This is a genomic window from Aestuariivirga sp., assembly GCF_047602625.1.
Taxonomy (GTDB): Bacteria; Pseudomonadota; Alphaproteobacteria; order Rhizobiales; family Aestuariivirgaceae; genus Aestuariivirga.
This window is the reverse complement of record NZ_JASGGV010000001.1, coordinates 446,219-466,772: the sequence shown is the minus strand read 5'-3', so window position 1 is coordinate 466,772 and position 20,554 is coordinate 446,219. Positions and strand designations below refer to the sequence as shown.

At 59.3% G+C, this 20,554-nt stretch carries 23 protein-coding genes and 1 tRNA gene; 18 read left to right on the top strand and 6 right to left on the bottom strand.

Features of this window, described 5'->3' with window-relative positions; all coding sequences use genetic code 11:
* Positions 1 to 9: 9 nt before the first annotated feature.
* Both QM694_RS02395 and QM694_RS02390 read right to left on the bottom strand, forming a co-directional pair.
* On the bottom strand, positions 10 to 558 hold the full coding sequence (locus QM694_RS02395; protein ID WP_415005353.1) for a hypothetical protein: 549 nt from the start codon (positions 556 to 558) through the stop codon (positions 10 to 12).
* A 118-nt stretch (positions 559 to 676) separates the two neighbouring features.
* Positions 677 to 1,819 carry a hypothetical protein gene (locus tag QM694_RS02390; RefSeq protein WP_415005352.1) on the bottom strand — a complete coding sequence of 381 codons (1,143 nt, stop codon included), beginning with the start codon at positions 1,817 to 1,819 and terminating at the stop codon, positions 677 to 679.
* 80 nt (positions 1,820 to 1,899) lie between these two features.
* Between QM694_RS02390 and rlmB the strand changes: the two genes are divergently transcribed.
* Positions 1,900 to 2,604 carry a 23S rRNA (guanosine(2251)-2'-O)-methyltransferase RlmB gene (gene rlmB, locus QM694_RS02385; RefSeq protein WP_415005351.1) on the top strand — a complete coding sequence of 235 codons (705 nt, stop codon included), beginning with the start codon at positions 1,900 to 1,902 and terminating at the stop codon, positions 2,602 to 2,604.
* 180 nt (positions 2,605 to 2,784) lie between these two features.
* A tRNA-Thr gene (locus tag QM694_RS02380) sits at positions 2,785 to 2,859 on the top strand.
* A 42-nt stretch (positions 2,860 to 2,901) separates the two neighbouring features.
* On the opposite strand, the gene QM694_RS02375 is transcribed toward QM694_RS02380, so the two are convergent.
* Positions 2,902 to 4,440, bottom strand: coding sequence for a hypothetical protein (locus tag QM694_RS02375; RefSeq protein WP_415005350.1), 1,539 nt, complete (start codon positions 4,438 to 4,440; stop codon positions 2,902 to 2,904).
* Positions 4,441 to 4,765: 325 nt separating this feature from the next.
* On the opposite strand from QM694_RS02375, the gene QM694_RS02370 reads away from it, so the two are divergent.
* The 4 genes from QM694_RS02370 (at position 4,766) to QM694_RS02355 (ending at position 8,294) form a co-directional block, all read left to right on the top strand.
* A complete protein-coding gene (locus QM694_RS02370; RefSeq protein WP_415005349.1) occupies positions 4,766 to 5,479 on the top strand; it encodes a winged helix-turn-helix transcriptional regulator in 714 nt (237 codons plus the stop codon).
* Between the two features lie 97 nt (positions 5,480 to 5,576).
* The gene (locus QM694_RS02365; protein WP_415005348.1) at positions 5,577 to 6,416 is read left to right on the top strand and encodes a class I SAM-dependent methyltransferase; all 840 of its coding nucleotides are present in this window, start codon (positions 5,577 to 5,579) and stop codon (positions 6,414 to 6,416) included.
* A gap of 166 nt (positions 6,417 to 6,582) precedes the next feature.
* Positions 6,583 to 7,323: a hypothetical protein gene (locus QM694_RS02360; protein ID WP_415005347.1), complete on the top strand. Its 741-nt coding sequence runs from the start codon at positions 6,583 to 6,585 to the stop codon at positions 7,321 to 7,323.
* 326 nt (positions 7,324 to 7,649) lie between these two features.
* Positions 7,650 to 8,294, top strand: a complete 645-nt coding sequence (locus tag QM694_RS02355; RefSeq protein ID WP_415005346.1) for a hypothetical protein — start codon at positions 7,650 to 7,652, stop codon at positions 8,292 to 8,294.
* A gap of 204 nt (positions 8,295 to 8,498) precedes the next feature.
* Here QM694_RS02355 and QM694_RS02350 read toward each other — a convergent pair whose 3' ends face one another.
* From QM694_RS02350 to QM694_RS02340, 3 genes are all read right to left on the bottom strand, one after another.
* A complete protein-coding gene (locus QM694_RS02350) occupies positions 8,499 to 9,098 on the bottom strand; it encodes a hypothetical protein (RefSeq protein WP_415005345.1) in 600 nt (199 codons plus the stop codon).
* 332 nt (positions 9,099 to 9,430) lie between these two features.
* Complete coding sequence (gene parE / locus QM694_RS02345; protein WP_415005344.1) at positions 9,431 to 11,455, bottom strand: DNA topoisomerase IV subunit B; 2,025 nt, start codon at positions 11,453 to 11,455, stop codon at positions 9,431 to 9,433.
* 57 nt (positions 11,456 to 11,512) lie between these two features.
* Entirely contained in the window at positions 11,513 to 11,743 is a 231-nt protein-coding gene (locus QM694_RS02340; RefSeq protein ID WP_415005343.1) for a hypothetical protein, read from the bottom strand.
* Positions 11,744 to 11,896: 153 nt separating this feature from the next.
* Between QM694_RS02340 and QM694_RS02335 the strand changes: the two genes are divergently transcribed.
* The 12 genes from QM694_RS02335 (at position 11,897) to QM694_RS02280 (ending at position 20,554) form a co-directional block, all read left to right on the top strand.
* A complete protein-coding gene (locus QM694_RS02335) occupies positions 11,897 to 12,190 on the top strand; it encodes a hypothetical protein (RefSeq protein WP_415005342.1) in 294 nt (97 codons plus the stop codon).
* A gap of 1 nt (position 12,191) precedes the next feature.
* Positions 12,192 to 12,587, top strand: a complete 396-nt coding sequence (locus QM694_RS02330) for a hypothetical protein (protein ID WP_415005341.1) — start codon at positions 12,192 to 12,194, stop codon at positions 12,585 to 12,587.
* 11 nt (positions 12,588 to 12,598) lie between these two features.
* Positions 12,599 to 12,766 (top strand): hypothetical protein, encoded by a 168-nt coding sequence (locus QM694_RS02325; RefSeq protein WP_415005340.1) that lies wholly within the window; start codon positions 12,599 to 12,601, stop codon positions 12,764 to 12,766.
* An 11-nt stretch (positions 12,767 to 12,777) separates the two neighbouring features.
* On the top strand, positions 12,778 to 14,202 hold the full coding sequence (locus QM694_RS02320; protein WP_415005339.1) for an APC family permease: 1,425 nt from the start codon (positions 12,778 to 12,780) through the stop codon (positions 14,200 to 14,202).
* Between the two features lie 76 nt (positions 14,203 to 14,278).
* The gene (locus tag QM694_RS02315) at positions 14,279 to 14,959 is read left to right on the top strand and encodes a hypothetical protein (RefSeq protein ID WP_415005338.1); all 681 of its coding nucleotides are present in this window, start codon (positions 14,279 to 14,281) and stop codon (positions 14,957 to 14,959) included.
* Positions 14,956 to 15,234, top strand: a complete 279-nt coding sequence (locus tag QM694_RS02310; RefSeq protein ID WP_415005337.1) for a hypothetical protein — start codon at positions 14,956 to 14,958, stop codon at positions 15,232 to 15,234. The genes QM694_RS02315 and QM694_RS02310 overlap by 4 nt, the downstream gene beginning before the upstream one ends.
* Positions 15,231 to 15,713 carry a hypothetical protein gene (locus QM694_RS02305; RefSeq protein WP_415005336.1) on the top strand — a complete coding sequence of 161 codons (483 nt, stop codon included), beginning with the start codon at positions 15,231 to 15,233 and terminating at the stop codon, positions 15,711 to 15,713. The genes QM694_RS02310 and QM694_RS02305 overlap by 4 nt, the downstream gene beginning before the upstream one ends.
* Positions 15,714 to 15,821: 108 nt before the next feature.
* Entirely contained in the window at positions 15,822 to 16,097 is a 276-nt protein-coding gene (locus QM694_RS02300) for a hypothetical protein (RefSeq protein WP_415005335.1), read from the top strand.
* A gap of 83 nt (positions 16,098 to 16,180) precedes the next feature.
* Complete coding sequence (locus QM694_RS02295; protein ID WP_415005334.1) at positions 16,181 to 17,611, top strand: homospermidine synthase; 1,431 nt, start codon at positions 16,181 to 16,183, stop codon at positions 17,609 to 17,611.
* A 56-nt stretch (positions 17,612 to 17,667) separates the two neighbouring features.
* Complete coding sequence (locus QM694_RS02290; protein ID WP_415005333.1) at positions 17,668 to 19,452, top strand: extracellular solute-binding protein; 1,785 nt, start codon at positions 17,668 to 17,670, stop codon at positions 19,450 to 19,452.
* An 11-nt stretch (positions 19,453 to 19,463) separates the two neighbouring features.
* On the top strand, positions 19,464 to 20,108 hold the full coding sequence (locus QM694_RS02285) for a DsbA family oxidoreductase (RefSeq protein WP_415005332.1): 645 nt from the start codon (positions 19,464 to 19,466) through the stop codon (positions 20,106 to 20,108).
* Positions 20,105 to 20,554, top strand: coding sequence for a hypothetical protein (locus tag QM694_RS02280; protein WP_415005331.1), 450 nt, complete (start codon positions 20,105 to 20,107; stop codon positions 20,552 to 20,554). The genes QM694_RS02285 and QM694_RS02280 overlap by 4 nt, the downstream gene beginning before the upstream one ends.

Genomic DNA, 20,554 nt, shown 5'->3' with positions numbered 1-20,554 from the left:
TTCGGACGCTCACTTCGCTGGCCGCCCGAGATTCCACGGATAGGGCGGATTTCTAAATTTATCTGGCCAGGTCATCTCACTAAACGCGCAGAGATAGGCTCCTCGCGCCGGAGCATTGGTGCCATATTCCATGTAGGCCTCATACGCACAATCGCTTACGTAATGAGCTGCTGCTGAGAAAAACTGAGCTACAGCCTCTATCTCACCCGTGTTTGTGACGAATTCAGCTATTTCTTTAGTAGGCTCGTCCCACACCTTATCAGTTTCATAGACATGCCTCACAGTTCGATCACCATTGATCGGATCTGCATATGAGAAGCAATGCGCAAGACAATTTCTGAATTTGTTGGCTTCGACAAAAATGGAATGTACCATCATGAGGCTAGATATATATTTTGTATTTGAATCCAGCTTCTTTATGAGCTTCACAAAATGTTTGAAGCGATAGCTTAAAGGAAAAGGGATTTCGTGATCTTTGTCCGAAAAAAAGCGCAGCCTTTCCGGGAATAGCTGAATAATTCTATCCATCATAGTCAGGCGATCAATGCTTTCACCCACTTTCGAATCCAAAACGCATAAGCCAGCATCAATCTGGCGATTGCCTGCAACTGGTTTGCTTCTTCATCCTGTCGAGCGTTCATAGTCTTTAGCAATGTTAGGAGTTTTGGGCTCTTCTTCAATTCCCCGGCACGGGCGTGTAGCCGTTCTGTTTCAGGAAGGCGGCCAGCGCCTCGGGGAACGGCACCGTCTTCAGCTTGTCCTGCGGGCAATCGTTCACGTCGCCGCCGGTGGTGCAAACTTGGGTCTCGAAGTCCGACGTCTTCTCATAATTGGCCAGCATCACCTTCCACGCTGCATCGCCCTCGCCCAGTTCGATTTTCGTGGCCACCCAGGCGGCGAGATAGCCGCGCGCGTGCAGAAGCTCCGGGTTCAGCTTCACCTGAAATTCCATGCCCGCCAGATCGCGCCTCAGCGCGGCACGGAATTTTTCGTCCTTGGTGACATTGGCGATCTTGCCGCCGCGCAATTGCCAGATCTGCATGGGCGCGAAGCTCGCGGCATAGGAATCGAAGGCATAGAGAAAGGCATTGTCGACGCTCGTCAGCTCATCGGCGCCATCGCCGTCAAAATCCTCCAGCCCATAGCCGCCGCCATCCAGCGTCAGCCCGTTCACCATCTGCCAGCCCGCGGCGGTTTCGGTGAAGAAGGTGGTGTCGACGCAGCAATGCGCGCCGCCGGTGAAGCGGCTGAGGATCGCCTGCGGCAGGGAGACGGTGGGATCGAGCCTTGCCGCCGCCAGCGTGCTGCCGGTTTCGGCATATTGATCGGCCTTGGTGGACAGCGTGAACAGCGTGTGCCCGGCGCTCGCGGCGCTCACCTCAACGGAAGAGCTGTCGGCATTGCCCTTGAGCTCGGCGCGGAACGGCAGGCCTTCGGCGGTTGCCTCCACGGGCTTGCCGAATACGAGTTCGGCCGGCTTCGCCGCCGCCTTCGGCTGCCACACGGTTTCGAGATAGTTGGCGCCGGTTGAAAGATGCGCGTCCTTCGGCAGCTCCGGCCAGCCCTGATAGGACTTGCGGTAGGCCGCCAGATCGCCCGTCTTTACGGGCCCGATGACGACGCCATACCAGCCGCTTTTCGAGGAGACGACGCGGCCCGGCGGATCGGCATAAAGCTGGGCAATGCCGATCGCCTCATCCAGGTCCTTGCTGGAGGCGATGGCGATCCACCGCGCCTTGCCCTGAAGCTGGAGCGTTTCCGCCCGAAGCGGCGTGGCGATGAAGAGCGTGAGAAGAAGGAAAGCGAACAGACGTGCCATGGATAACCTCATTGGCCCCCGCCCTCACCCTAGCCACGAATTTTGCTCCAATCCAGACCGCGATGCGCTAGAAGCGCGGCATGAGCGAGCAGCCCGACCTGATTTATGGCGTCCACCCGGTGATGGAGGCGCTGAAGAACCCGAAGCGCAAATTCTATTCCCTCAAGGCCTCGAAGAACGCCGCCGACCGGCTGGCCGGGGAGATCGCCGCCGCGGGGCTCACGCCGGAGATCGTTCACCCGCGCGATCTCGACCGGCAGCTTGGCAGCGACACCGTGCACCAGGGCCTGCTGCTGGCGGCCAAGGCCCTCGCCCAGCCGCGCCTCGACCAGATCGAGAAATCGGGCGTCGTCGTGCTGCTCGACCAGGTGACGGACCCTCACAATGTCGGCGCCATTCTACGCACCTGCGCGGCTTTCAACGTGACGGCGCTGGTCGCCACCGCGCGGCACAGCCCGGAAGGCTCGGGCGTGCTCTTCAAGTCGGCGTCGGGCGCCTATGAGCATGTGCCCTATGTGAAGGTCACCAATCTCGCCCGCGCCATGAACGAGCTGAAAGAGTATGGATTTCATATTCTTGGACTCGACAGTGAAGCCACAGCCTTAATTGGCGAAGCGGCCCGCACGCCGCCCTTGGCCATCGTGCTGGGGGCGGAGGGCAAGGGCCTCCGCCAGTTGACGCGCGACACCTGCGACGAATTCGTGAGGCTCGATCTCGACGGGCCGATCAAGAGCCTCAACGTCTCCAACGCCTGCGCCGTGGCGCTCTACGCCTTGACCCGCTGACGCCTTGCGGCGCGCGCCATCAGGCTTTATGGAACGCGGCCAGCGCCGGATTAGCTCAGCGGTAGAGCAGCGGTTTTGTAATCGGAGGGCCTGGAGGCGAGAAGGCGAGTCGGATCATGCGCTTAGGCGGCGCGCGGTCCGGGCGAGTACCGAATAGGCACCGAGTTTCGGTGTCCGAGGGCCGGGTTAGCACAGCGGTAGTGCAGCGGTTTTGTAAACCGAAGGTCGGGGGTTCGATCCCCTCACCCGGCACCATTTTCTCGGTGATTGTCTTCTCCGGGTAGTTAATCTGCGTTCTCACCTCCGCGCGCCGAAAGGGCCTGACCGACCTCGCGAAGAAGGAGCGGAGAGATGCCCAGGTTTTCGATGGGCTGGTTCGCCAGCCATCTCCGGGCCGCAGCGACGTCCATGTTCTTGTCCGAGGCCACCTCGTTCAGCCTCATCGCGGTTACGCGGGACAGACCAAGAACTCATGAAACTAATCATCGTTTGGTCCGATGCCCCGACTTCGAGAAACAGCGGCAGGCCTGGGATGCTCTCGACAAGATCCAAGTGTCCCGCTTGATCCAGCGCGTACACCAGAAGATTGGTGTAGCATCCGAACATCCTAGCCACCTGGAATCGAACCTGGTTTTCGATCAGCTCCAGCGTGTTTCGGATGGTGGTGCGAACATTTGTCTGCGGGTTCCTATCGATCTGCGCTTGGATTATCCGCGGCAATGACCACCCCTTCATCCACCTACCCGCGATCAAGGCGTGGATGCGGTCACGCCCCAGCACGCCATAGAGCGTATTGTCGCCATCGTCGCCGATCAGAATGTCGTCGAACGCGGAGCCTGTGACATTCTGTATATGGAGAAGATGATCGCCCTGGGCGTCGCCTCCCTGCGCAATTCCGTTCAGCAGATTGACCTTCACCGCCTTGGCCGAGGTACCGTAGTCGATCGTATTGACGCCTGCTCCGCCATCCACGTTATCGGCGCCGGCTCCCGGGCGGATGATATCGTCCCCGGCGCCTGCCTGAATGGAGTCTTTGCCATTCCCGCAGATGATCGCGCCGGTGATGATGCCGTATCGCGAGTCCAGCTGGTTGTCGCCGTCGCCGAGATTGACGGAACCGTTGATGCGGCCGGTATTGGTCAGCGCGTCGCCGCCGCCGTTCAGATAGATGTTCCCGTCGACGCGGCCGGAATTGATAACCCTGTCGGCGCCGTCGGTTAAAACAAAATTGCCCGTCCACAGGCCCGAATTGTCGATGGAAATCCTTGATGTGGTCGGGTCAGGCGTAGAGATGCCACCCTGAATCGTGCCTGTATTCTGGAAATTTTGCGCGGAACCGCCCTTGAAGGAAAACGCTTCGGCGTTCATCGAAGAGATGAGCCCATTGTTGGTGACCGAACCGCCATTGACCTCCGCCGAGTCAGTGCCGGTGTTGATGATTGTCCCATTGTTCAAGAGCGAACTTCCAAGCCCGAGCACAAGCGCTTGCTCGCCCTGGATGGTGCCACTGCTATCGATCGCGATACTGGCGCCGCCCTTATCCCAGATGCCAACGCTACCGCCGATGACCCTGCCGCTGATTTCGATGAAGGTTCTCAGGCCAAAATTTTGAATCCCGTACCTGGTGCCCGCAATCAGCCCGTCGATGTGAACCTGGCAATTCATCGCTGTGTCGGTAACACGAAGTCCGTCGCTGTTCGCGGCCGTTTCCACGATGTACCCGGTATTGAGTATGTAAAGGCTGTCGCTCGTCCCCAGGCCAAAAGCATAGCCCTGGCCACCGCCACTCGTATCGTCGCGAACCGAATTGCTGCTGTCGATGAACCAGTGCGGCATGGAAGCACTCTCCCTCTTTTCATAAAGGCGGAATCGCCGTCAGTGCGCTTCGCCCGACAAACTTACCTGCTAAGCAGAGCGGGAACCTATCGCATGTCTGCCAGCCCGTCGATAGTTGGCAGCCATGCCGGTCCTGTTCCTCAAGACCAGCAGTTGCACGCTATTTGATCCGCCGCGCCGGATTGGCTCCGCTATTTTGTAAAGCGAAGCTCGGGAGGTCAATCCCCTCTTCCGGCACCAGCCCCCTTTCAATCGCAGCGCTACACTTTCTGGACTGGACTCTCGGCCATTTACGGCCTCACATGGAATTTTTTGGAGCATCACCATGGCTGAAGTCAGGTCAAATGACAGTTACAACAGCTTTTGCCCGGTGGCCAAGGCGTGCGAGATCATCGAGCCGCGCTGGACGCTGCTGGTGCTGTGCGAGCTTTGGCAGGGCAGCACGCGCTTCAATGAAATCCGCCGCGGCATCCCCGGAATTTCACCCACGCTGCTGTCAAAACGCCTGAAGGACATGGAGCGCCGCGGCCTCGTCCGCCGTACCGAACTTGAGGGCGGGGAGGCGGGTTATGCCACCACGCCGCTGGCCGACGGGCTGGCGCCCATGGTGCAGGCGCTGGGCAAATGGGCACATCACAACATTGATGTGGAAGTCTCGCTGAAGAAGCTCGATGCGCGTCTGCTGATGTGGAACATCCGCCGCAAGATCGACACCTCGGCGCTGCCGCATGGCAAGACGAGCGTCGTGCAATTCACCTATCCCGAACTCGCCGAGGAAGAGCGCCACTACTGGCTGGTGGCGCGCCCCGGCAGGCCCGTCGATCTTTGCCTGCTCGATCCCGGCCATGACGTCGATCTCTTCATCCGCGCCAATCTGAAGGCGATGACCGCCGCATGGATGGGATGGTCGAGCCTTCGCACCGAAATCGCCGCCAACCGCATCAATCTGGTGGGCGACCAGAAGCTGATCATGCGGCTGGAAAAATGGATGGTGACAAGTGGCTATGCCAGGCAGGCCGAACAAAGGGCTGTCGCCTGACGCTCCGCAATCTGTACCGGCCGGCTACACTTCCTGCACTAGCCCCTCCCGCGCCGGCATGATGTCTGGGCCTCCTCAAACTCAGGAGAAACCAGACATGAATACCGCAGCAATCACCGTTCCCAATGCCAACAGGGCGCTCTGGGAAAAAGGCGACTTCACCCGCATCGCGGCAGCGATGCGCGAAAGCGGTGAAGCGCTTGTCAAATCGCTTGGCATCACGAAAGGCATGAAGGTGCTCGATCTCGGATGCGGCGATGGCACCACCGCCATCCCGGCAGCCGAGGCCGGAGCGGAGGTGCTGGGCGTCGACATTGCGCGCAATCTTGTGGCCGCCGGGAACGCCCGCGCCAAGGCCCTTCAGCTTTCCAATATCCGCTTCGAGGAAGGCGACGCCAGCCAGCTCGGCAATCTCGCCGCCAAGAGCTTCGATCTCGCCATCAGCATCTTTGGCGCCATGTTCGCGCCGAAGCCGTTCGATGTCGCGAGTGAGATGGTGCGTGTCACCCGCTCCGGCGGCAAGATCGTGATGGGCAACTGGATCCCGGGTGATCCCACGCTGGTGGCGCAGATTCTCAAGATCAGTTCGGCGTATTCGCCGCCCCCGCCCGAGGGCTTCGTCAGCCCGATGAGCTGGGGTTCGGAGTCAGATGTCATCGCGCGGTTCGGGGCCGCCGGTGTCCCCGCCGCCAACATCAACTGCACGAAGGACACTTATCGGTTCGTCTATCCCGCCCCTGCCTCAAAACTGCTGGAGCAGTTCCGCAATTTCTACGGGCCCACCATGAATGCCTTCGACGCGGCGGCCAAAAATGGCAAGGCTTCGGATTTGCAGCAGGAACTGGACCTGCTGTTCAACCGCCAGAACCAGGCCAGCACCAATGACACCACGGTGATCCCGGCATCGTTCCTGCGCGTGACTGTCCGGGTGCCCTGACCCCGCTCACTGGCAAAACCGGGCTAGGCAGGCACCTGGCCCGGAAATTGAGAATCGCCCGTCTTTACGGGTATCACGGCTTCCATCCATGCGGGACAGCACAGGCTGGCCACGTTTTGGCTGCAAAGCCCGGTCATCTGCCGGGGCCCATTCCCGGAGTTGAGCCATGCCCACCGCCGCAGACAAAGCCGCCGAGAAGGCCGCCGAACGGCGCGAGAGCCGCCGCAACCTGCGTGACCTCGCCATCCAGATCACCACCTCGATCATGATCCCGGTCAGCATCGCCGGCATGGGTCTTTATTATACGCGCTGGCAGCAGAACGTGAACGACCTGAAGACGATGATCGATCTCATCTCCGACGACAAGGCGGAGCGCCAGAAATACGGCATCGCCATGTTCGAGTACCTGCTCAAGAACGACAAGGTGCCGGTGGAGTTCGTGGCGGCGCAGCTTGAATATGCCAACAACGCGTCTGATCCCCAGCTTCTCAATTCCATGGAGCGGGCGCTCTCCAATGCCGCGCAGGTGAACGAGCGGGTGGAAAAGGTCTTTACGGAAGCCGTAGACCGCCTGCCCTCGCGCGTCTTCGTGAGCGTGATGAACGAGCCGCAGCGCGCCTGCTTTTCAAAGCTGCTGTCGTCGCTCAAGGATAGTGACGGCGCGTCGATCACCGTGCCCTCCATTTCCCTCGCCAAGTGGGACGGCAAGGTGAACGAGATCCGCGCTATGCGGACGTCCGACATGGACAAGGCCCAGGCCATCGCCGGCTGGCTGAACGGGCTGGGTTTCCCTACGGAAGTTGTGAACCTGGAAGGCCGCTGGGCGGGTGCTAAGCAGGTGCGGCCCAACACGTTTGAGCTGTGGTTCGGAAATCAGCCGCTCCCAGCGGTTTGCGCGGCAAGCTGAGGATTCAGGCTGAAGCGCCCGCATAATACATGCCTGTTTATCCGGCTGTCGCACCTCAAATTCACGCTGGCGCTGCAGCCGGAGGCTTATTTTGCTGGTCATCAAGTCTTGCTTTCACGCATAACTTGACGTTTCCGTCAACATATGCAGCTCCCGGACCCCCGAAATCCGCCGTTAAATCTAACGGTTACGGCAACAATCACGTTAAGGTTGCTTTTTTACTAAAATTCGCTGATTCTTATTGACGCGCCATAAAAACTAGTTAATTTCAAGTTAAGATTGGTGCAAATAATTGCATCAATGTCTGTTTAGTCCGGGGTACGACCATGAAACGCACTCTTGCAGCGCTCGCCGTTTGTGCTGGCGCTCTGCTTGGCACAGTATCGGCCGCACAGGCCATCACGCTGTCCATCAGCGGAAGCTCTGCCAACTACAACCTGCCTAACAATTTCAGCCTCTCCAGTGAAACCGGCCTTGCTACCGGCACCACGGTGAAGCGGCTTACCGGCGGCGGCCTTGCTCTTGATACGGCGGGCTGGCTCACATTCTCCTATCTGGGCAGCGAAGCCTCCAACCACAACGAGTTCAAGTTCAGCGTTGGCGGCACCACCATTTTCGACAACACGTCGAGCACCAACACCGCCACGACGATCTATCAGTCGGCGGCTGGCCTGTTGAGCTTCCTGTTCAAGGACGCGACGGTGGGCAGCAGCATCTCGAACCAGGGCACGAGCAACGTCTACCTCAACTCGATCGCCCTCTTCAAGGAAACGGCGACGAGCTGGATCATCCTCTTCAACGACACCTGCGACTGCGACAAGGATTATGACGATTTGGCCGTGCGCGTGCAGGCCTATTCGCGTGATCCGTCCATCCCGGCCGCCGTGCCGGTGCCGGGCGCCCTGCCGCTCCTGGCCTCCGGCCTCATCGGCGTCGGCCTCATGGCCCGCAAGCGCCGCAAGGCCGCCTGATTTACACAACATATGCCGGTCACCCCGGCGCGGAAAAAGGCTGGATGAAAATCCAGCCTTTTTTGTTTTGGCAAGCAAAACAGCAAATTGACGTTCGCGTTATTACCCCTGCCAATGGCCGTTGTATATAATCGTTCCTCGTGTTTGCCTACTCGCCACAGCGATAATTGAGGTTCAACTCCGTCTCTTTGCAAAGCGATATTATCATTTGAGCCACTTAGCGCTTGGTACAGGAACAAAGGTTTGGCCAAAATTCGTTCCAGGAGGCAACGGAAAGTATTCAAGGCCGCCGCCACCGATCTGATTCATTCGCAACACACCAATCTCTTCTTCATTCTCAGCAAATAAATAAGGTAAAAATCCGTAGTCACAGTGCGCCAACAGTGTTGCGAACCACCCAGCATAAGCAAAATCGAGCCTGTATGATTCACGGCAAAGATCGGGGAAGCGGCTTATAAAGAGCAATGCCAACTGTTGCGCATTTGCCTCTTGAGCGTCATCCCAACCAAAAAAGCTGGCCCCATCCGCACCTGAATGGCGCGCGATTATACGGCTGTCCACACCCGTGGGTATCGCTTCGGGTCGATATTTTACGCCGTCCGCGCTCATGTAGAGAGATGAGTAGATCTCAATGCGGTATGCCAATGGGTAATTGTGGGGAAAAATACGAAGGCCGTGAAATCCTTTGCCATGAAGAACACCAAGCATGTGGAGTACGCGGTGGCAGCGGCGCCAATATGAGTCTGCTATTGGCTCAGGCGCAACCTGAAATATGCGGGACGGCATACTAAATTCGTTGCGCATTTCGTTTCACCTAATCTAGTTCAATTGGCGCGAAATGTCGGAACTGCCTCGCGTCCCCAGAATCGTTGTCAATACCGCCTTCATTAGCCGCATTCTACCATGTGTCCAGAAACAGCGGTTTGAGAATATTGCCACTTTTCACAAATTGACTCAGTCAATTTCCCCGCGCCGGATTTGGCATCTTAATGCTACAAACAGCATGTATTTTGCACACCAAAACCGCGTGCATTCACCCCGGATGCATCAAAACCTGTGTTGCCAAAGCCTTGAAATCGCTGCCTCGCGAGGCCGAAATAGGAAAATGTTCCACGTGAAACGCGCCTGCCAGCCCCTCAAATATCCAGACCCTCTTCACTCACGAATTCCGCGCGTTCGGAGATGAAATTGAACCGCTCCTCGGGCTTGTTACCCATGAGCTGTTCCACCGTGCGCTGGGTGGCGGCGCGCTGGGCGTCGGCGAGGCTTACGCGCAGCAGGAGCCGCCGCGCCGGGTCCATCGTCGTTTCCTTGAGCTGGGCGGGCAGCATTTCGCCAAGGCCCTTGAAGCGGCTCAGCTCCACCTTGCCGCGGCCCGTCAGTTCGGTGCGCAGCAATTCGTTCTTGTGGGCATCGTCGCGCGCATAGGCGACCTTCGCCCCCTGCGCCAGCTTGTAGAGCGGCGGCACGGCCAGATAGAGATGGCCCTGGTCGATCAGCGCCGGCATCTGGCGGTAGAAGAAGGTGATGAGGAGGCTGGCGATATGGGCGCCATCCACATCGGCGTCGGTCATCACGATCACCTTCTCGTAGCGCAGATCCTCCTCGCGGTAGGAGGCCCCCGTGCCGCAGCCCAGCGCCTGGATGAGATCGGCCAGTTGCTGGTTGGCGGAGAGCTTGTCCTTGGTGGCGCTGGCGACGTTCAGGATCTTGCCGCGTAAAGGGAGAACGGCCTGGGTGGCGCGGTTCCGCGCCTGCTTGGCGGAGCCGCCCGCCGAGTCACCCTCGACGATGAAGAGTTCCGAGCCTTCATGCTGGGTGGCGGAGCAATCGGCCAGCTTGCCGGGAAGCCTGAGCTTCCTGACAGCCGTCTTGCGGCCCACTTCCTTTTCCTGCCGCCTGCGGATGCGTTCCTCGGCGCGCTCGATGATCCAGCCCAGCAGCTTGTCGGCCTGTGCGGGATGGCCCGTCAGCCAGTGGTCGAAATGATCGCGCACCGCATTCTCGACGATGCGCGCGGCTTCGAGCGTCGCCAGCTTGTCCTTGGTCTGGCCCTGGAATTCGGGCTCGCGGATGAACACCGAGAGCAGCGCGCCGGACGAGGTCATCACGTCATCAGCCGTCACCACGGCGGCGCGCTTGTTGTTGGAGAGTTCGGCATAGTTCTTGAGCGAGCGGGTGAGCGCCGTGCGGAAGCCCTGCTCGTGGGTTCCGCCCTCGGGCGTCGGGATGGTGTTGCAATAGGAAGACATGAAGCCGTCATCGCCGCCGAACCAGGCCACCGCCCATTCGACCGTGCCGTGGCTTCCTTCCTTCTCGACGCGGCCTGCGAAACTCTCGTCCACCACGCGCGTCATGCCGTCCAGCCGCTCGGCCAGGAAGTCCTTGAGTCCGCCGGGGAAATGCAGCGTCGCCTTCTCCGGCGTCTCCTTGTCCCTGATGAGGGAGGGATCGCAGGACCAGCGGATTTCAACCCCGCCAAAGAGATAGGATTTGGAGCGCGCCATCTTGTAAAGACGCGCGGCGGAGAAGGCCGTGTTGCCCTTGCCGAAAATCTGCTCATCGGGGTGGAATGACACCTTGGTGCCGCGGCGGCCCGAGACCTTGCCCAGTTCCTGCAGCTTCACCGTGGGCTTGCCGCGCCGGAATTCCTGCCGGTAGAGCTGCTGGCCGCGCGCCACCTCGACGATCACATGGTCCGACAGCGCATTCACCACCGAAACGCCCACGCCATGCAGGCCGCCCGAGGTTTCATAGGCGCCGGAGTCAAACTTGCCGCCCGCATGGAGCGTCGTCATGATGACTTCGAGGGCGGATTTATCCTTGAACTTGGGATGGGGGTCGATGGGGATACCGCGGCCATTGTCGGTGACGGTCAGATAGCCATCGGCGGAATAATTCACCTCGATCCATGAGGCGTGGCCTGCCACGGCTTCGTCCATGGAATTGTCAAGCACCTCGGCGAAGAGGTGGTGCAGCGCCTTCTCATCCGTGCCGCCGATATACATGCCGGGGCGGCGGCGCACCGGCTCAAGCCCCTCCAGCACCTCGATGTCGGCGGCGGTGTAGCTCTCCTCGCCGCGCTGTTTCGCCGAGACTTTCGCCTTCGGCACAGCGGGAAGGTCGCCGAAGAGGTCGGCGGATTTGGCAGATTTGGCCATGCGGATTGTTCCCGAATCGTTTCTGCCAATATGGCGATGCAAAGGGGAAACCGCAAATCAGCCGTGCTTCACACTGATCCCAGCGAGCAGCCGGCTGGCCATGCCGCCGGACTGCGGCACGCGGCGAGGATCAAAAGGCTCATAGCCCTGATGCGGCACGGTGATCGCATCGCCGGAAACCGGAAGCCGGACCGCCGATTCGGCCCACACCTTTTCCGACCGCGCCACACCGACGCTCACCGCCAGCACAAGCCCCGCCGCTGCATCGATGCTGAATCGCCCATTCATCCACTATTCACCGCCCTGATCGCGGCATTGTGCTTGACAATTGTGCACACCCGCTGTTTCCTGACAGACAACAAAGTTGCCCCGCAGCAAACAACATTGGGGTCGGGCCAGCACGCGGCGGGGATAATCGCGGGCCTGCGGAGGGGAAACACAATGTCCGATCTCAATCAGCGGATTGAGGCGGTGTACAAACGCGATGTCATCATCGCCTGGGCGTTTGTCATCGGGCTCTGGTTCGCCGTCATCTTCGTCGCCATCGCTACATGGAAGCTGGCCCCCGAAGGCCCGTGGCACATCATCCTGCTCATCGGCGGCGTGGCCGTGCTTCTTTTCAACACCGCCTCGATCGGCGCGCTGGTGAAGCACTACAAGGAAGACAAGCACTTCATCTACACGCTCGATCTCAAATATCTCGACGAAATGCGCAACCGCAAGGCGGGAGGCTGAGATGGCGAAATACGTGCCGCCGAAGCAAAGCAAGATCGGCCAGATCATCGACGTTCTGGTGCTTCTGGTCCTGATCATCGGCGCCCTGCGCCTGCCCCTGTGGTTCGATCTGGCGGGCGGATCCAAGACTGCAGCGCCCGTCGACGCCAATGCCACGTGGCAGTCTCTCGGGCAGGACACGCCCGAGAAAATCGCGGCGTGGAACGCGCTGGGCTTCACCGATCCCAAGAACGAAGCGCTGCAGAACATCATCACCGCGCGCTACGACTACACCATCAACTCCATCGAACTGGCGATCATGGTGATCGTCGTCATCGGCTATTTCTTCATGGTCATCCGCTTCTCCGACAAGGAGTACCGCGAGGTGATCGACGAGAAATTCGGCGGCAAGAAATAGCGGGGGCGGCAATGGAATTCTGGCACATCATGGAATATGGCGCGTGGGTCCTCTCGGCGATCTTCGGCCTCTATATCGTCGTCGACTGGCTGCGCACCGACTCCAGCTATTCGGAAGACGTTCTCACCTCGTCGCAGGAAGGCGAGCTTGAGGCGCTGACCGAAAAACACAACATCTGAGGGCCGGGACAATGGCAAAAACAACAACCACTGCTACAGCCCCCGCGCCGCAAAAGATCAACCTGCTGCGCGTGCTTGGTCCCGCCCATGTCTGGGCGCTTGGCGTCGGCATCGTGCTGGTCGGCGAATATATGGGCTGGAATTTCGCCGTCGGCAAAGGCGGCGCCTATGCGGCGCTCATCGCCTGCTGGTTCGCAGGCCTTCTCTATACCTGCGTGGCCATGATCGATTCCGAGGTGACCTCCACCGTCGCCGCGGCCGGCGGCCAGTTCACCCAGGCCAAACACATCATCGGGCCGCTGATGGCCTTCAACGTCGGCCTCTATCTGGTGTTCGCCTATACGATGCTCGAGGCGGCGAATGCCATTACGCTCGGCTATCTCGTCTCGCAGGTGGCGACCCTTTCCGGCTATACAGGCGAGCTTAATCAATCGCCATTCATCGTGCTGACCATCCTGTTCCTGGCGTGGCTGAATTACCGCGGCGTGCTGGCGACGCTTAATTTCAACCTCGTCATCACGGCGATAGCCTTCATTGCCATCATCCTGCTGTTCATCGGCGTGACGCCTTGGAGTGCTGCAACGCCATTGAAGCATGCGCAATTGATGTCGGGCAGCGCCGCCTTGCCTTATGGCGCCATCGGCGTCGTGGCGGCGATGCATTTCGGCCTGTGGTATTATCTGGGCATTGAAGGCACGACGCAGGCGGCGGAAGAAGTGCGCTCGCCCGCCCGCGCCCTGCCCTTCGGCACCATGGCCGGCATCATCACGCTGCTGATTGCCGCGACACTTACCTGGTATGTGTGCTCCGGCCTGCTGCCGTGGGAATTCCTCGGCGATGGCGTGAACGGATCGGTGGCGCCGCTGTTTGACGCCAGCCGCCTCACGGGATCGCAGTTCCTGCTGTTCATGCTGGGCATCGGCACCATGTTCTCGACGCTGGCCTCAGCCAACGGCTGTATCAACGATGCGTCACGCGCGTGGTTCGGCATGGGACGTGACCATTATCTGCCGGCATGGTTCGGCGCTGTGCATCCGAAGTTTCGCACGCCCTACCGGTCAATCGTGTTCCTGGTTCCGATCGCGCTCATCTTCGCACTGGGCGGTGCTCTCGATCAGGTTGTTACCTTCTCGATCCTGTCGGGGCTGCTGGAATATACGTTCATGCCGATCAACGTGATCATGTTCCGCAAGAAGTGGCCGCTCGACTCTATCAAGCGCGGTTATGTGCACCCTTTCCATCCGCTGCCGGCCATCGTGCTGCTGTGCCTGTGCGCCGTCACCTATTTCGCGGTGTTCCTGGGCTACGGCACGCAGCTGATCGCCATGGTGGGATTCTATATCGTGGTGTCGCTGTGGTTCCACTTCTGGCGCTACCGCTTCGTGAGCCGTGGCAAGCAGTTCACCATGCCGTGGCCAAGGCCGAACGGATACTGACGCTGCGCTTCCTGCATGAATTTATGGCCCGCCCCGTGGCGGGCCATATCCGTCATAGGGCCCGGAAGTGATGGAGATGCTGGTCAAATCCGCGCTTGCGGCTGCAGCTTGCCTGGCGCTGCTGGTGAGCCTGTGGCAGAGCTGGCAAAGAAGTCGCGAAACCCGCATCCTGCGCAAGGCGATGCTTGAGCATTGCGAGGCTGCGTTTCAACCAGCAGAGATGACAATCGATCTGACCGGCTATCCGCGCCTGGCCGGAACCTATCGCGGCGTCCCCGTTTCCCTCCGCTTCGAGAAAGACGCGCTGAATTTCCGCAAGCTGCCGGTGCTGTGGCTGTTGATCACGATCGCCGCACCGGTGCCCGTCAAAGGGCGCTTTGACATGATGATGCGCCCGCGCGGCATTGAGCCTTTCTCGGGCTTTTCGGACCTGCCTGTGCAGGTGACGCCGCCCCATGGCTTCCCTGAGGATTGCGCCATCCGCATCGATGCGCCGGGAAATTTGCCTGATGAGCATATGCTGCGGCGGCATCTGGCCCTGTTTCAGGATGATCGCGTGAAGGAACTGGTGATCGCGCCCGCAGGGCTGCGCCTGACATGGATGGCGGAAGAAGCGCATCGCACCCGCTATCTGATCTTCCGCGACAGCGACATGGGGAGCGCCGCCATTCCCGCCGCCACGGTGACGGCGCTTCTCGACAAGCTGATTGCGATCAGGGATGATCTTATTGCCCATGCCGGAGAAACCAGTCCGTGACGCGCCCGCTACAGCCTCTTCTCGTCCTGCTCTCGGCCATCATTCTTCCGGGCTCCGGGCAGGTCATCAACCGCCAGCCGGTGCGGGGGCTGATCTTCGTGTTCTTCATGCTGCTGCTGGGCGGCTTCACGCTCATCACGGCATCCCCAAATGTTTCGCTGGTGGGAAAGTTCGCAGGCGGCATCTTTGTCTACGCGATGGCGGTGTTCGACGCCTACAAGCACGCGCGCATCCGCTATGAAACATGGCGCTATGCCGAGGAGCACAAGGCGTGAAACCATTTCGTGTGCACGTTCTACAACTTGCGGCAGCGCTCTGTATTTTTATCGCCTCTTTGTCGCCCGCAATCGCCGCCGAAAACTGCAGGAAAATCGACAGCCTTTTAATCGATGCGAAAATTGACATCGCGGTTCCCGAAAATCAGAAAGCTCCACTCGGTGTCGTTGTTTTTCTGGATGAACTGATGGAACATCTGAGCAAAAAACGCGAATATTGCGGATATGATAGGGAGCAGTTTCGCATTTTTGTCGTTCAGGCAACGGTGATTCTATGGGGGAAGCAAGACAAAACGCCTATATTACCTCACACGGCGCAGGCCATTTCTGACAGGAGACTGGCTGAAATCTGGTCTTACGCCTATTCGGAGGGAAAATTTGGATTTGAAAAGAATCCGGCAGCAGCAAGTTGCTGGGTAAAGAATGGCGCCAAGAATGGCAAGGAATGCCTTCAGTTGGATAAGACCTTTGGCAAATAACCGTCTGCTTTTTCGACACCATCACAATGGCATTGGAGCCATAAAATTCCTGCCATCATATGGCTCTTTCTCCTCTCGCTTCCCGCGCAGGCGGCGGAGCACAGGCTCTTGGCGGCAGACATTCAGACGTGGCTTGCGGATCATGCCTTCAGCGGTGTTTCCGATACGCGCAAGATCGAGCAGATTTTCCAGGCCGCTGGCGTCACTTACTACACGGTGGACGGCGCGATGCAGCAAGGGTTCTGGAAAGTGGACGGCGATCACTATTGTTCGCAATGGCCGCCCAGCGAGCACTGGTCCTGCTATGATGTGATGGTGGATGGCGCCGGAACCGTCTTCGTCTCGTCATCCGGCACGCGCTACGCCTACGTGCGCGTGCAATAGCTGCCTAAAAATTCTCCTGTCATTGCGCGGTCATATCCTTTATTTCCGCTGCTGTTTTCAACCCTCACAGGAGTTCCGATGAAATGACCACTTGGCCCGTGTATGCGACATGGACTGGACCTATCGTGATGATCGGCTTTGGCTCAATCGGCCGGGGCACCCTGCCCCTGATCTTGCGCCACATTGCCTGCGACAAAAACCAGATCACCATTCTCGATCCTGACGCATCGTGGAGCCAGCTGGCGGAACAACAGGGCGTAAAATTCATCCAGCAGGGCCTGACGAAAAGGAATTACAAGGATGTGCTGAAACCGCTTCTCACGGCGGGCACAGGTAAGGCGTTGATCGTCAACCTCTCGGTGGATGTCGGCAGCCTCGACATCATGCAACTGGCGCGCGACACTGGTGCGCTCTACATCGACACGGTGATCGAGCCGTGGCCGGGCTTCTACTACAATCCCAAGCTCAGCAACGCCGACCGCACCAACTATGCCATGCGCGAGCAAATGCTGGCGCTGAAGAAGAAGCTGGGTCTGGGTTCCACCGCCGTTTCCTGCTGCGGAGCCAATCCCGGCATGGTGTCATGGTTCGTGAAACAGGCGCTCGTCAATCTCGCCGCCGACATGAAACTGGATATCAAGGAGCCCACCACACGCGAGGGCTGGGCAAAGTTCATGAAGCGCGTCGGCGTGAAAGGCATTCACGTTGCGGAGCGTGATACGCAACGGTCCCGCAACCCGAAGCCGCTGGATTGCTTCGTCAACACATGGTCGGTCGAGGGCTTCATCTCCGAAGGGCTCCAGCCTGCGGAGCTTGGCTGGGGCACGCACGAGAAGAAGCTGCCCTCCAAGGGCAAGCGGCACAAATCCGGCACGGGGGCGGCGATTTATATCGATCATCCCGGCGCCGACACGCGGGTGCGCACCTGGGTGCCAACGGCGGGCGCCAATTTCGGCTTCCTCGTGACCCACAACGAGGCGATTTCGATTGCCGATTACTACACGGTGCGCGATGGCCGGAAGGTGACCTACCGGCCGACGAGCCACTATGCCTATCATCCCTCAAACGCCGCCGTTCTTTCGCTCCATGAAATGTTCGGCGCTGGCGGGCGCAAGCAGTCAACCATCCATATTCTCGCCGAAGATGAAATCATCGACGGCATGGACGAGCTGGGCGTGCTGCTTTATGGGCACAAGAGGAATGCCTATTGGTACGGCTCTCAACTCACCATCGAAGAAGCGCGGAAGCTCGCGCCCTATCAGAATGCCACCGGCCTTCAGGTGACGTCCGCTGTCCTGGCGGGCATCGTTTGGGCCATCGAAAACCCCAGCGCCGGCATCGTCGAGACGGACGAAATGGACTTCCGCCGCTGCCTTGAACTGCAGCTGCCCTATCTCGGCAATGTGGCGGGCTATTATACAGACTGGAACCCGCTGAAAGGCCGCGAGAGCCTGTTTCCCGAGGTGCTGGACCGCCGTGATCCGTGGCAATTTTCGAACATTATTGTGCGGTAGCTGATCGGCTGTTCCGGGGGCGCGAGCGCCTGCTGGATTTAACGTAGAGTTGCCGCATGACCGCGATTCGATTTTTGACGCTCCTGTGCTGCGTGGCCGTGCTTGCCGCGCAGCCATCCCTCGCGGCGCCCCAGCATGGGATCGCCATGCAGGGCCAGCCTGCCCTGCCGCCCGATTTCAAGAACCTTCCCTATGCAAACCCGGACGCGCCGCAGGGCGGCATATTGCGGCAGGCGATGACCGGCACCTTCGACAGTACCAACCCTTTCATCGTCAAAGGCAATGCCGTTTATGGCGTGCGCACCTATACGGTTGAAAGCCTAATGGGGCGGAACTGGGCCGAGCCCTTCTCGCTCTATGGATTGCTGGCCTCGTCAATCGACGTCTCGGATGACCGGCAGATGGTAACGTTCAAGATCAGGCCGGAGGCAAAATTCTCCGATGGCACACCTGTCACATCCGAAGACGTGGCGTTCTCCATGCGCATGCTGATGGACAAGGGGCGGCCCAACTTCAAGACCAATTTCAGCAAGGTGACGGCGATGGAAACGCCGGACGCGCAAACCATCGTGTTTCACCAGACAGCGGGCGACCGCGAACTGCCGCTCATCATCGGCCTGATGCCCGTGCTTCCGAAACATGTGTGGGACGGAAAGCCCTTCGACGTGACGAATTTCGATCCCATCATCGGCTCCGGCCCCTATCTGATGACCGATATCAAGCCGGGCGAGTCCATCACCTATGTGAAGAACAAGGATTATTGGGGGAAGAACCTGCCGATCAATCGCGGCGTGTGGAATTTCGATGCGGTGAAGTTCGACTATTACCGCGATGCCAACGCTACTTTCGAGGCCTTCAAATCCGGACTTGCCGATGTGCGGATCGAGGGCGATCCCGTGCAATGGTCCACGGGCTATGACATTCCCGCCGTGAAGGATGGCCGCATCACGCTGGAAAAGATCGAACAGAAATCGCCCGCACCGGCCTCCGGCTTCGCCTTCAACACGCGGCGCGAGATTTTCGCGGACCCGCGCGTGCGCGAGGCCTTGGTGATGGCCTTCGATTTCGAATGGGCCAATGCCAATTTGTTCAACAACGCCTACAAACGCACTTACGGCTATTATGCGGGTTCGGAGCTTTCCTCGCTGGGGATCGCTGCCGATGACCGCGAGCGCGCGGTTCTGGGCGATGCAGTCAAGACTCTCCGGCCTGACATGCTGGATGGCTCCTACCGTTTGCCTGCCACCGATGGCTCGGGGCATGACAGGAAAGTGTTGCGCAAGGCCGTGGCGCTTCTGGCCGAGGCGGGATGGACGATCACCGAACAGGGCCTCACCAACCAGAAGGGCGAGGTGTTCACCTTCGCCATCTCGGTGCAGAACCGCGACCAGGAAAAGCTGGCGCTGCACTACCAGCGTACTCTCAAGCAGATCGGCATCAACGCCACGGTGAGAACGCTCGACGCCGCGCAGTTCATCCGTGTCCAAAACAATTTTGATTACGATATGCTCCCGGCGACGTGGTTCAATTCGCTTTCTCCGGGCAATGAGCAGTTCACATATTTTGGTTCGGCGGCCCGCAACGTGCCAAGCACGCGGAACTTTTCGGGCATTGCAGATCCTGCCATTGACCGCGCGATTGGCGCGATGCTGAAGGCGGCAACGCGCGAGGATTTTGTTGCCGCCGTTCATGCGGAAGACAGACTGCTGGTGGCGGGGTTCTATATGGTGCCTTTCTATGACGCGGGCGGGCAATGGGTGGCGCGGTGGAACACGATCGGCCGCCCAGCCACGCAGCCGCTTCCCGGCTTTGAAGCCACGACGCTGTGGCATAACCCGTAAAAGAGGAATTCATGGCGGACCGCTTCACCATCGACATTGTCTCGGACGTGATCTGCCCGTGGTGTTTTCTCGGCAAGCGGCGGCTGGATGCGGCGTTGCATCAGTTGGGCGATCCCGATGTCTTCCTGCGCTGGCGGCCCTTCATGCTCGATCCAACCATTCCGCCGGAGGGCATGAGCCGTAGCGACTATATGGCAGCGAAGTTCAGCCCCGAACGGCTCAAGACCGTTCATGATCCGCTGATCGCGGCGGGAAATGAACTGGGCGTTCCCTACAATTTCGACGCCATAACGCGCACGCCCAATACGCTCGACGCGCACCGGGTGATCCGCTGGTCGCACACCGCCAACCGCCAGACTGACATGGTGGAGCGGCTTTTCATGGCCTATTGGAGCGAGGGCAAGGACGTGGGCGACCGCGCCGTTCTGGCCGGTTGCGCCGCCGATGTGGGCCTCAACGGCGCGCAGATTTCCGAGCTTCTGGCCAGTGATCAGGATGTGGAAAACGTCAAGGCCGAGATACAGCATGCAGGCGACATCGGCGTGCGTGGTGTGCCGACCTTCCTTCTCGCCGGCCGCTACGCCCTCACCGGCGCGCAGGAACCCGATGTGCTGGCCGATGCGATTGAAAAAGTCATGGCGGAAACGCAGGCATGAGCGGTTTCTCGCGGGTTGAGTGGGAGTTCGATGAAGACCACCGTGTGATGCTCCCGCGATTTATCGGAGACTCTGAAGTCAAAAACATATCAATGTCATTATCCGCCATTGAGATCACGCTGGAGAATGGCGGTAGCTTCACAAACTCTTCAGCCGACATTCTTGTGAACCAATCCACGATCAAGATGGTTCTGGTGCAGCCATCGTTCTTTTCTTTCTGGTCCAATCATCTCCAGAATGTCATCGACAGTATTCATATCCACGAAGGGCAGAATCCCCTGAAAGAACGCTTTTTGCCGTTTTTCTCCAAGGGGCTGGAATTTGACTTCGCTGCCCTGACATATCGCTACGCGGTGATTTTTAATCCCATCACCGGCGGTGACGTGCTGGCCGCCTGCAACGATATAGAATTTCTTGAGGCAAGACGCGGACGCTGGACGGTTTGA

Excerpts from the sequence above, each read along its gene's own strand:
- QM694_RS02280 (WP_415005331.1), top strand. The coding sequence starts at position 20,105 with ATGAGCGGTTTCTCGCGGGTTGAGTGGGAGTTCGATGAAGACCACCGT.
- QM694_RS02320 (WP_415005339.1), top strand. The coding sequence starts at position 12,778 with ATGGCAAAAACAACAACCACTGCTACAGCCCCCGCGCCGCAAAAGATC.
- QM694_RS02340 (WP_415005343.1), bottom strand. The coding sequence starts at position 11,743 with ATGAATGGGCGATTCAGCATCGATGCAGCGGCGGGGCTTGTGCTGGCG.
- QM694_RS02375 (WP_415005350.1), bottom strand. The coding sequence starts at position 4,440 with ATGCCGCACTGGTTCATCGACAGCAGCAATTCGGTTCGCGACGATACG.
- QM694_RS02290 (WP_415005333.1), top strand. The coding sequence starts at position 17,668 with ATGACCGCGATTCGATTTTTGACGCTCCTGTGCTGCGTGGCCGTGCTT.
- QM694_RS02335 (WP_415005342.1), top strand. The coding sequence starts at position 11,897 with ATGTCCGATCTCAATCAGCGGATTGAGGCGGTGTACAAACGCGATGTC.
- QM694_RS02390 (WP_415005352.1), bottom strand. The coding sequence starts at position 1,819 with ATGGCACGTCTGTTCGCTTTCCTTCTTCTCACGCTCTTCATCGCCACG.
- QM694_RS02315 (WP_415005338.1), top strand. The coding sequence starts at position 14,279 with ATGCTGGTCAAATCCGCGCTTGCGGCTGCAGCTTGCCTGGCGCTGCTG.
- rlmB (WP_415005351.1), top strand. The coding sequence starts at position 1,900 with ATGAGCGAGCAGCCCGACCTGATTTATGGCGTCCACCCGGTGATGGAG.
- QM694_RS02370 (WP_415005349.1), top strand. The coding sequence starts at position 4,766 with ATGGCTGAAGTCAGGTCAAATGACAGTTACAACAGCTTTTGCCCGGTG.
- QM694_RS02330 (WP_415005341.1), top strand. The coding sequence starts at position 12,192 with ATGGCGAAATACGTGCCGCCGAAGCAAAGCAAGATCGGCCAGATCATC.
- QM694_RS02295 (WP_415005334.1), top strand. The coding sequence starts at position 16,181 with ATGACCACTTGGCCCGTGTATGCGACATGGACTGGACCTATCGTGATG.
- QM694_RS02365 (WP_415005348.1), top strand. The coding sequence starts at position 5,577 with ATGAATACCGCAGCAATCACCGTTCCCAATGCCAACAGGGCGCTCTGG.
- parE (WP_415005344.1), bottom strand. The coding sequence starts at position 11,455 with ATGGCCAAATCTGCCAAATCCGCCGACCTCTTCGGCGACCTTCCCGCT.
- QM694_RS02360 (WP_415005347.1), top strand. The coding sequence starts at position 6,583 with ATGCCCACCGCCGCAGACAAAGCCGCCGAGAAGGCCGCCGAACGGCGC.
- QM694_RS02355 (WP_415005346.1), top strand. The coding sequence starts at position 7,650 with ATGAAACGCACTCTTGCAGCGCTCGCCGTTTGTGCTGGCGCTCTGCTT.
- QM694_RS02350 (WP_415005345.1), bottom strand. The coding sequence starts at position 9,098 with ATGCGCAACGAATTTAGTATGCCGTCCCGCATATTTCAGGTTGCGCCT.
- QM694_RS02285 (WP_415005332.1), top strand. The coding sequence starts at position 19,464 with ATGGCGGACCGCTTCACCATCGACATTGTCTCGGACGTGATCTGCCCG.
- QM694_RS02325 (WP_415005340.1), top strand. The coding sequence starts at position 12,599 with ATGGAATTCTGGCACATCATGGAATATGGCGCGTGGGTCCTCTCGGCG.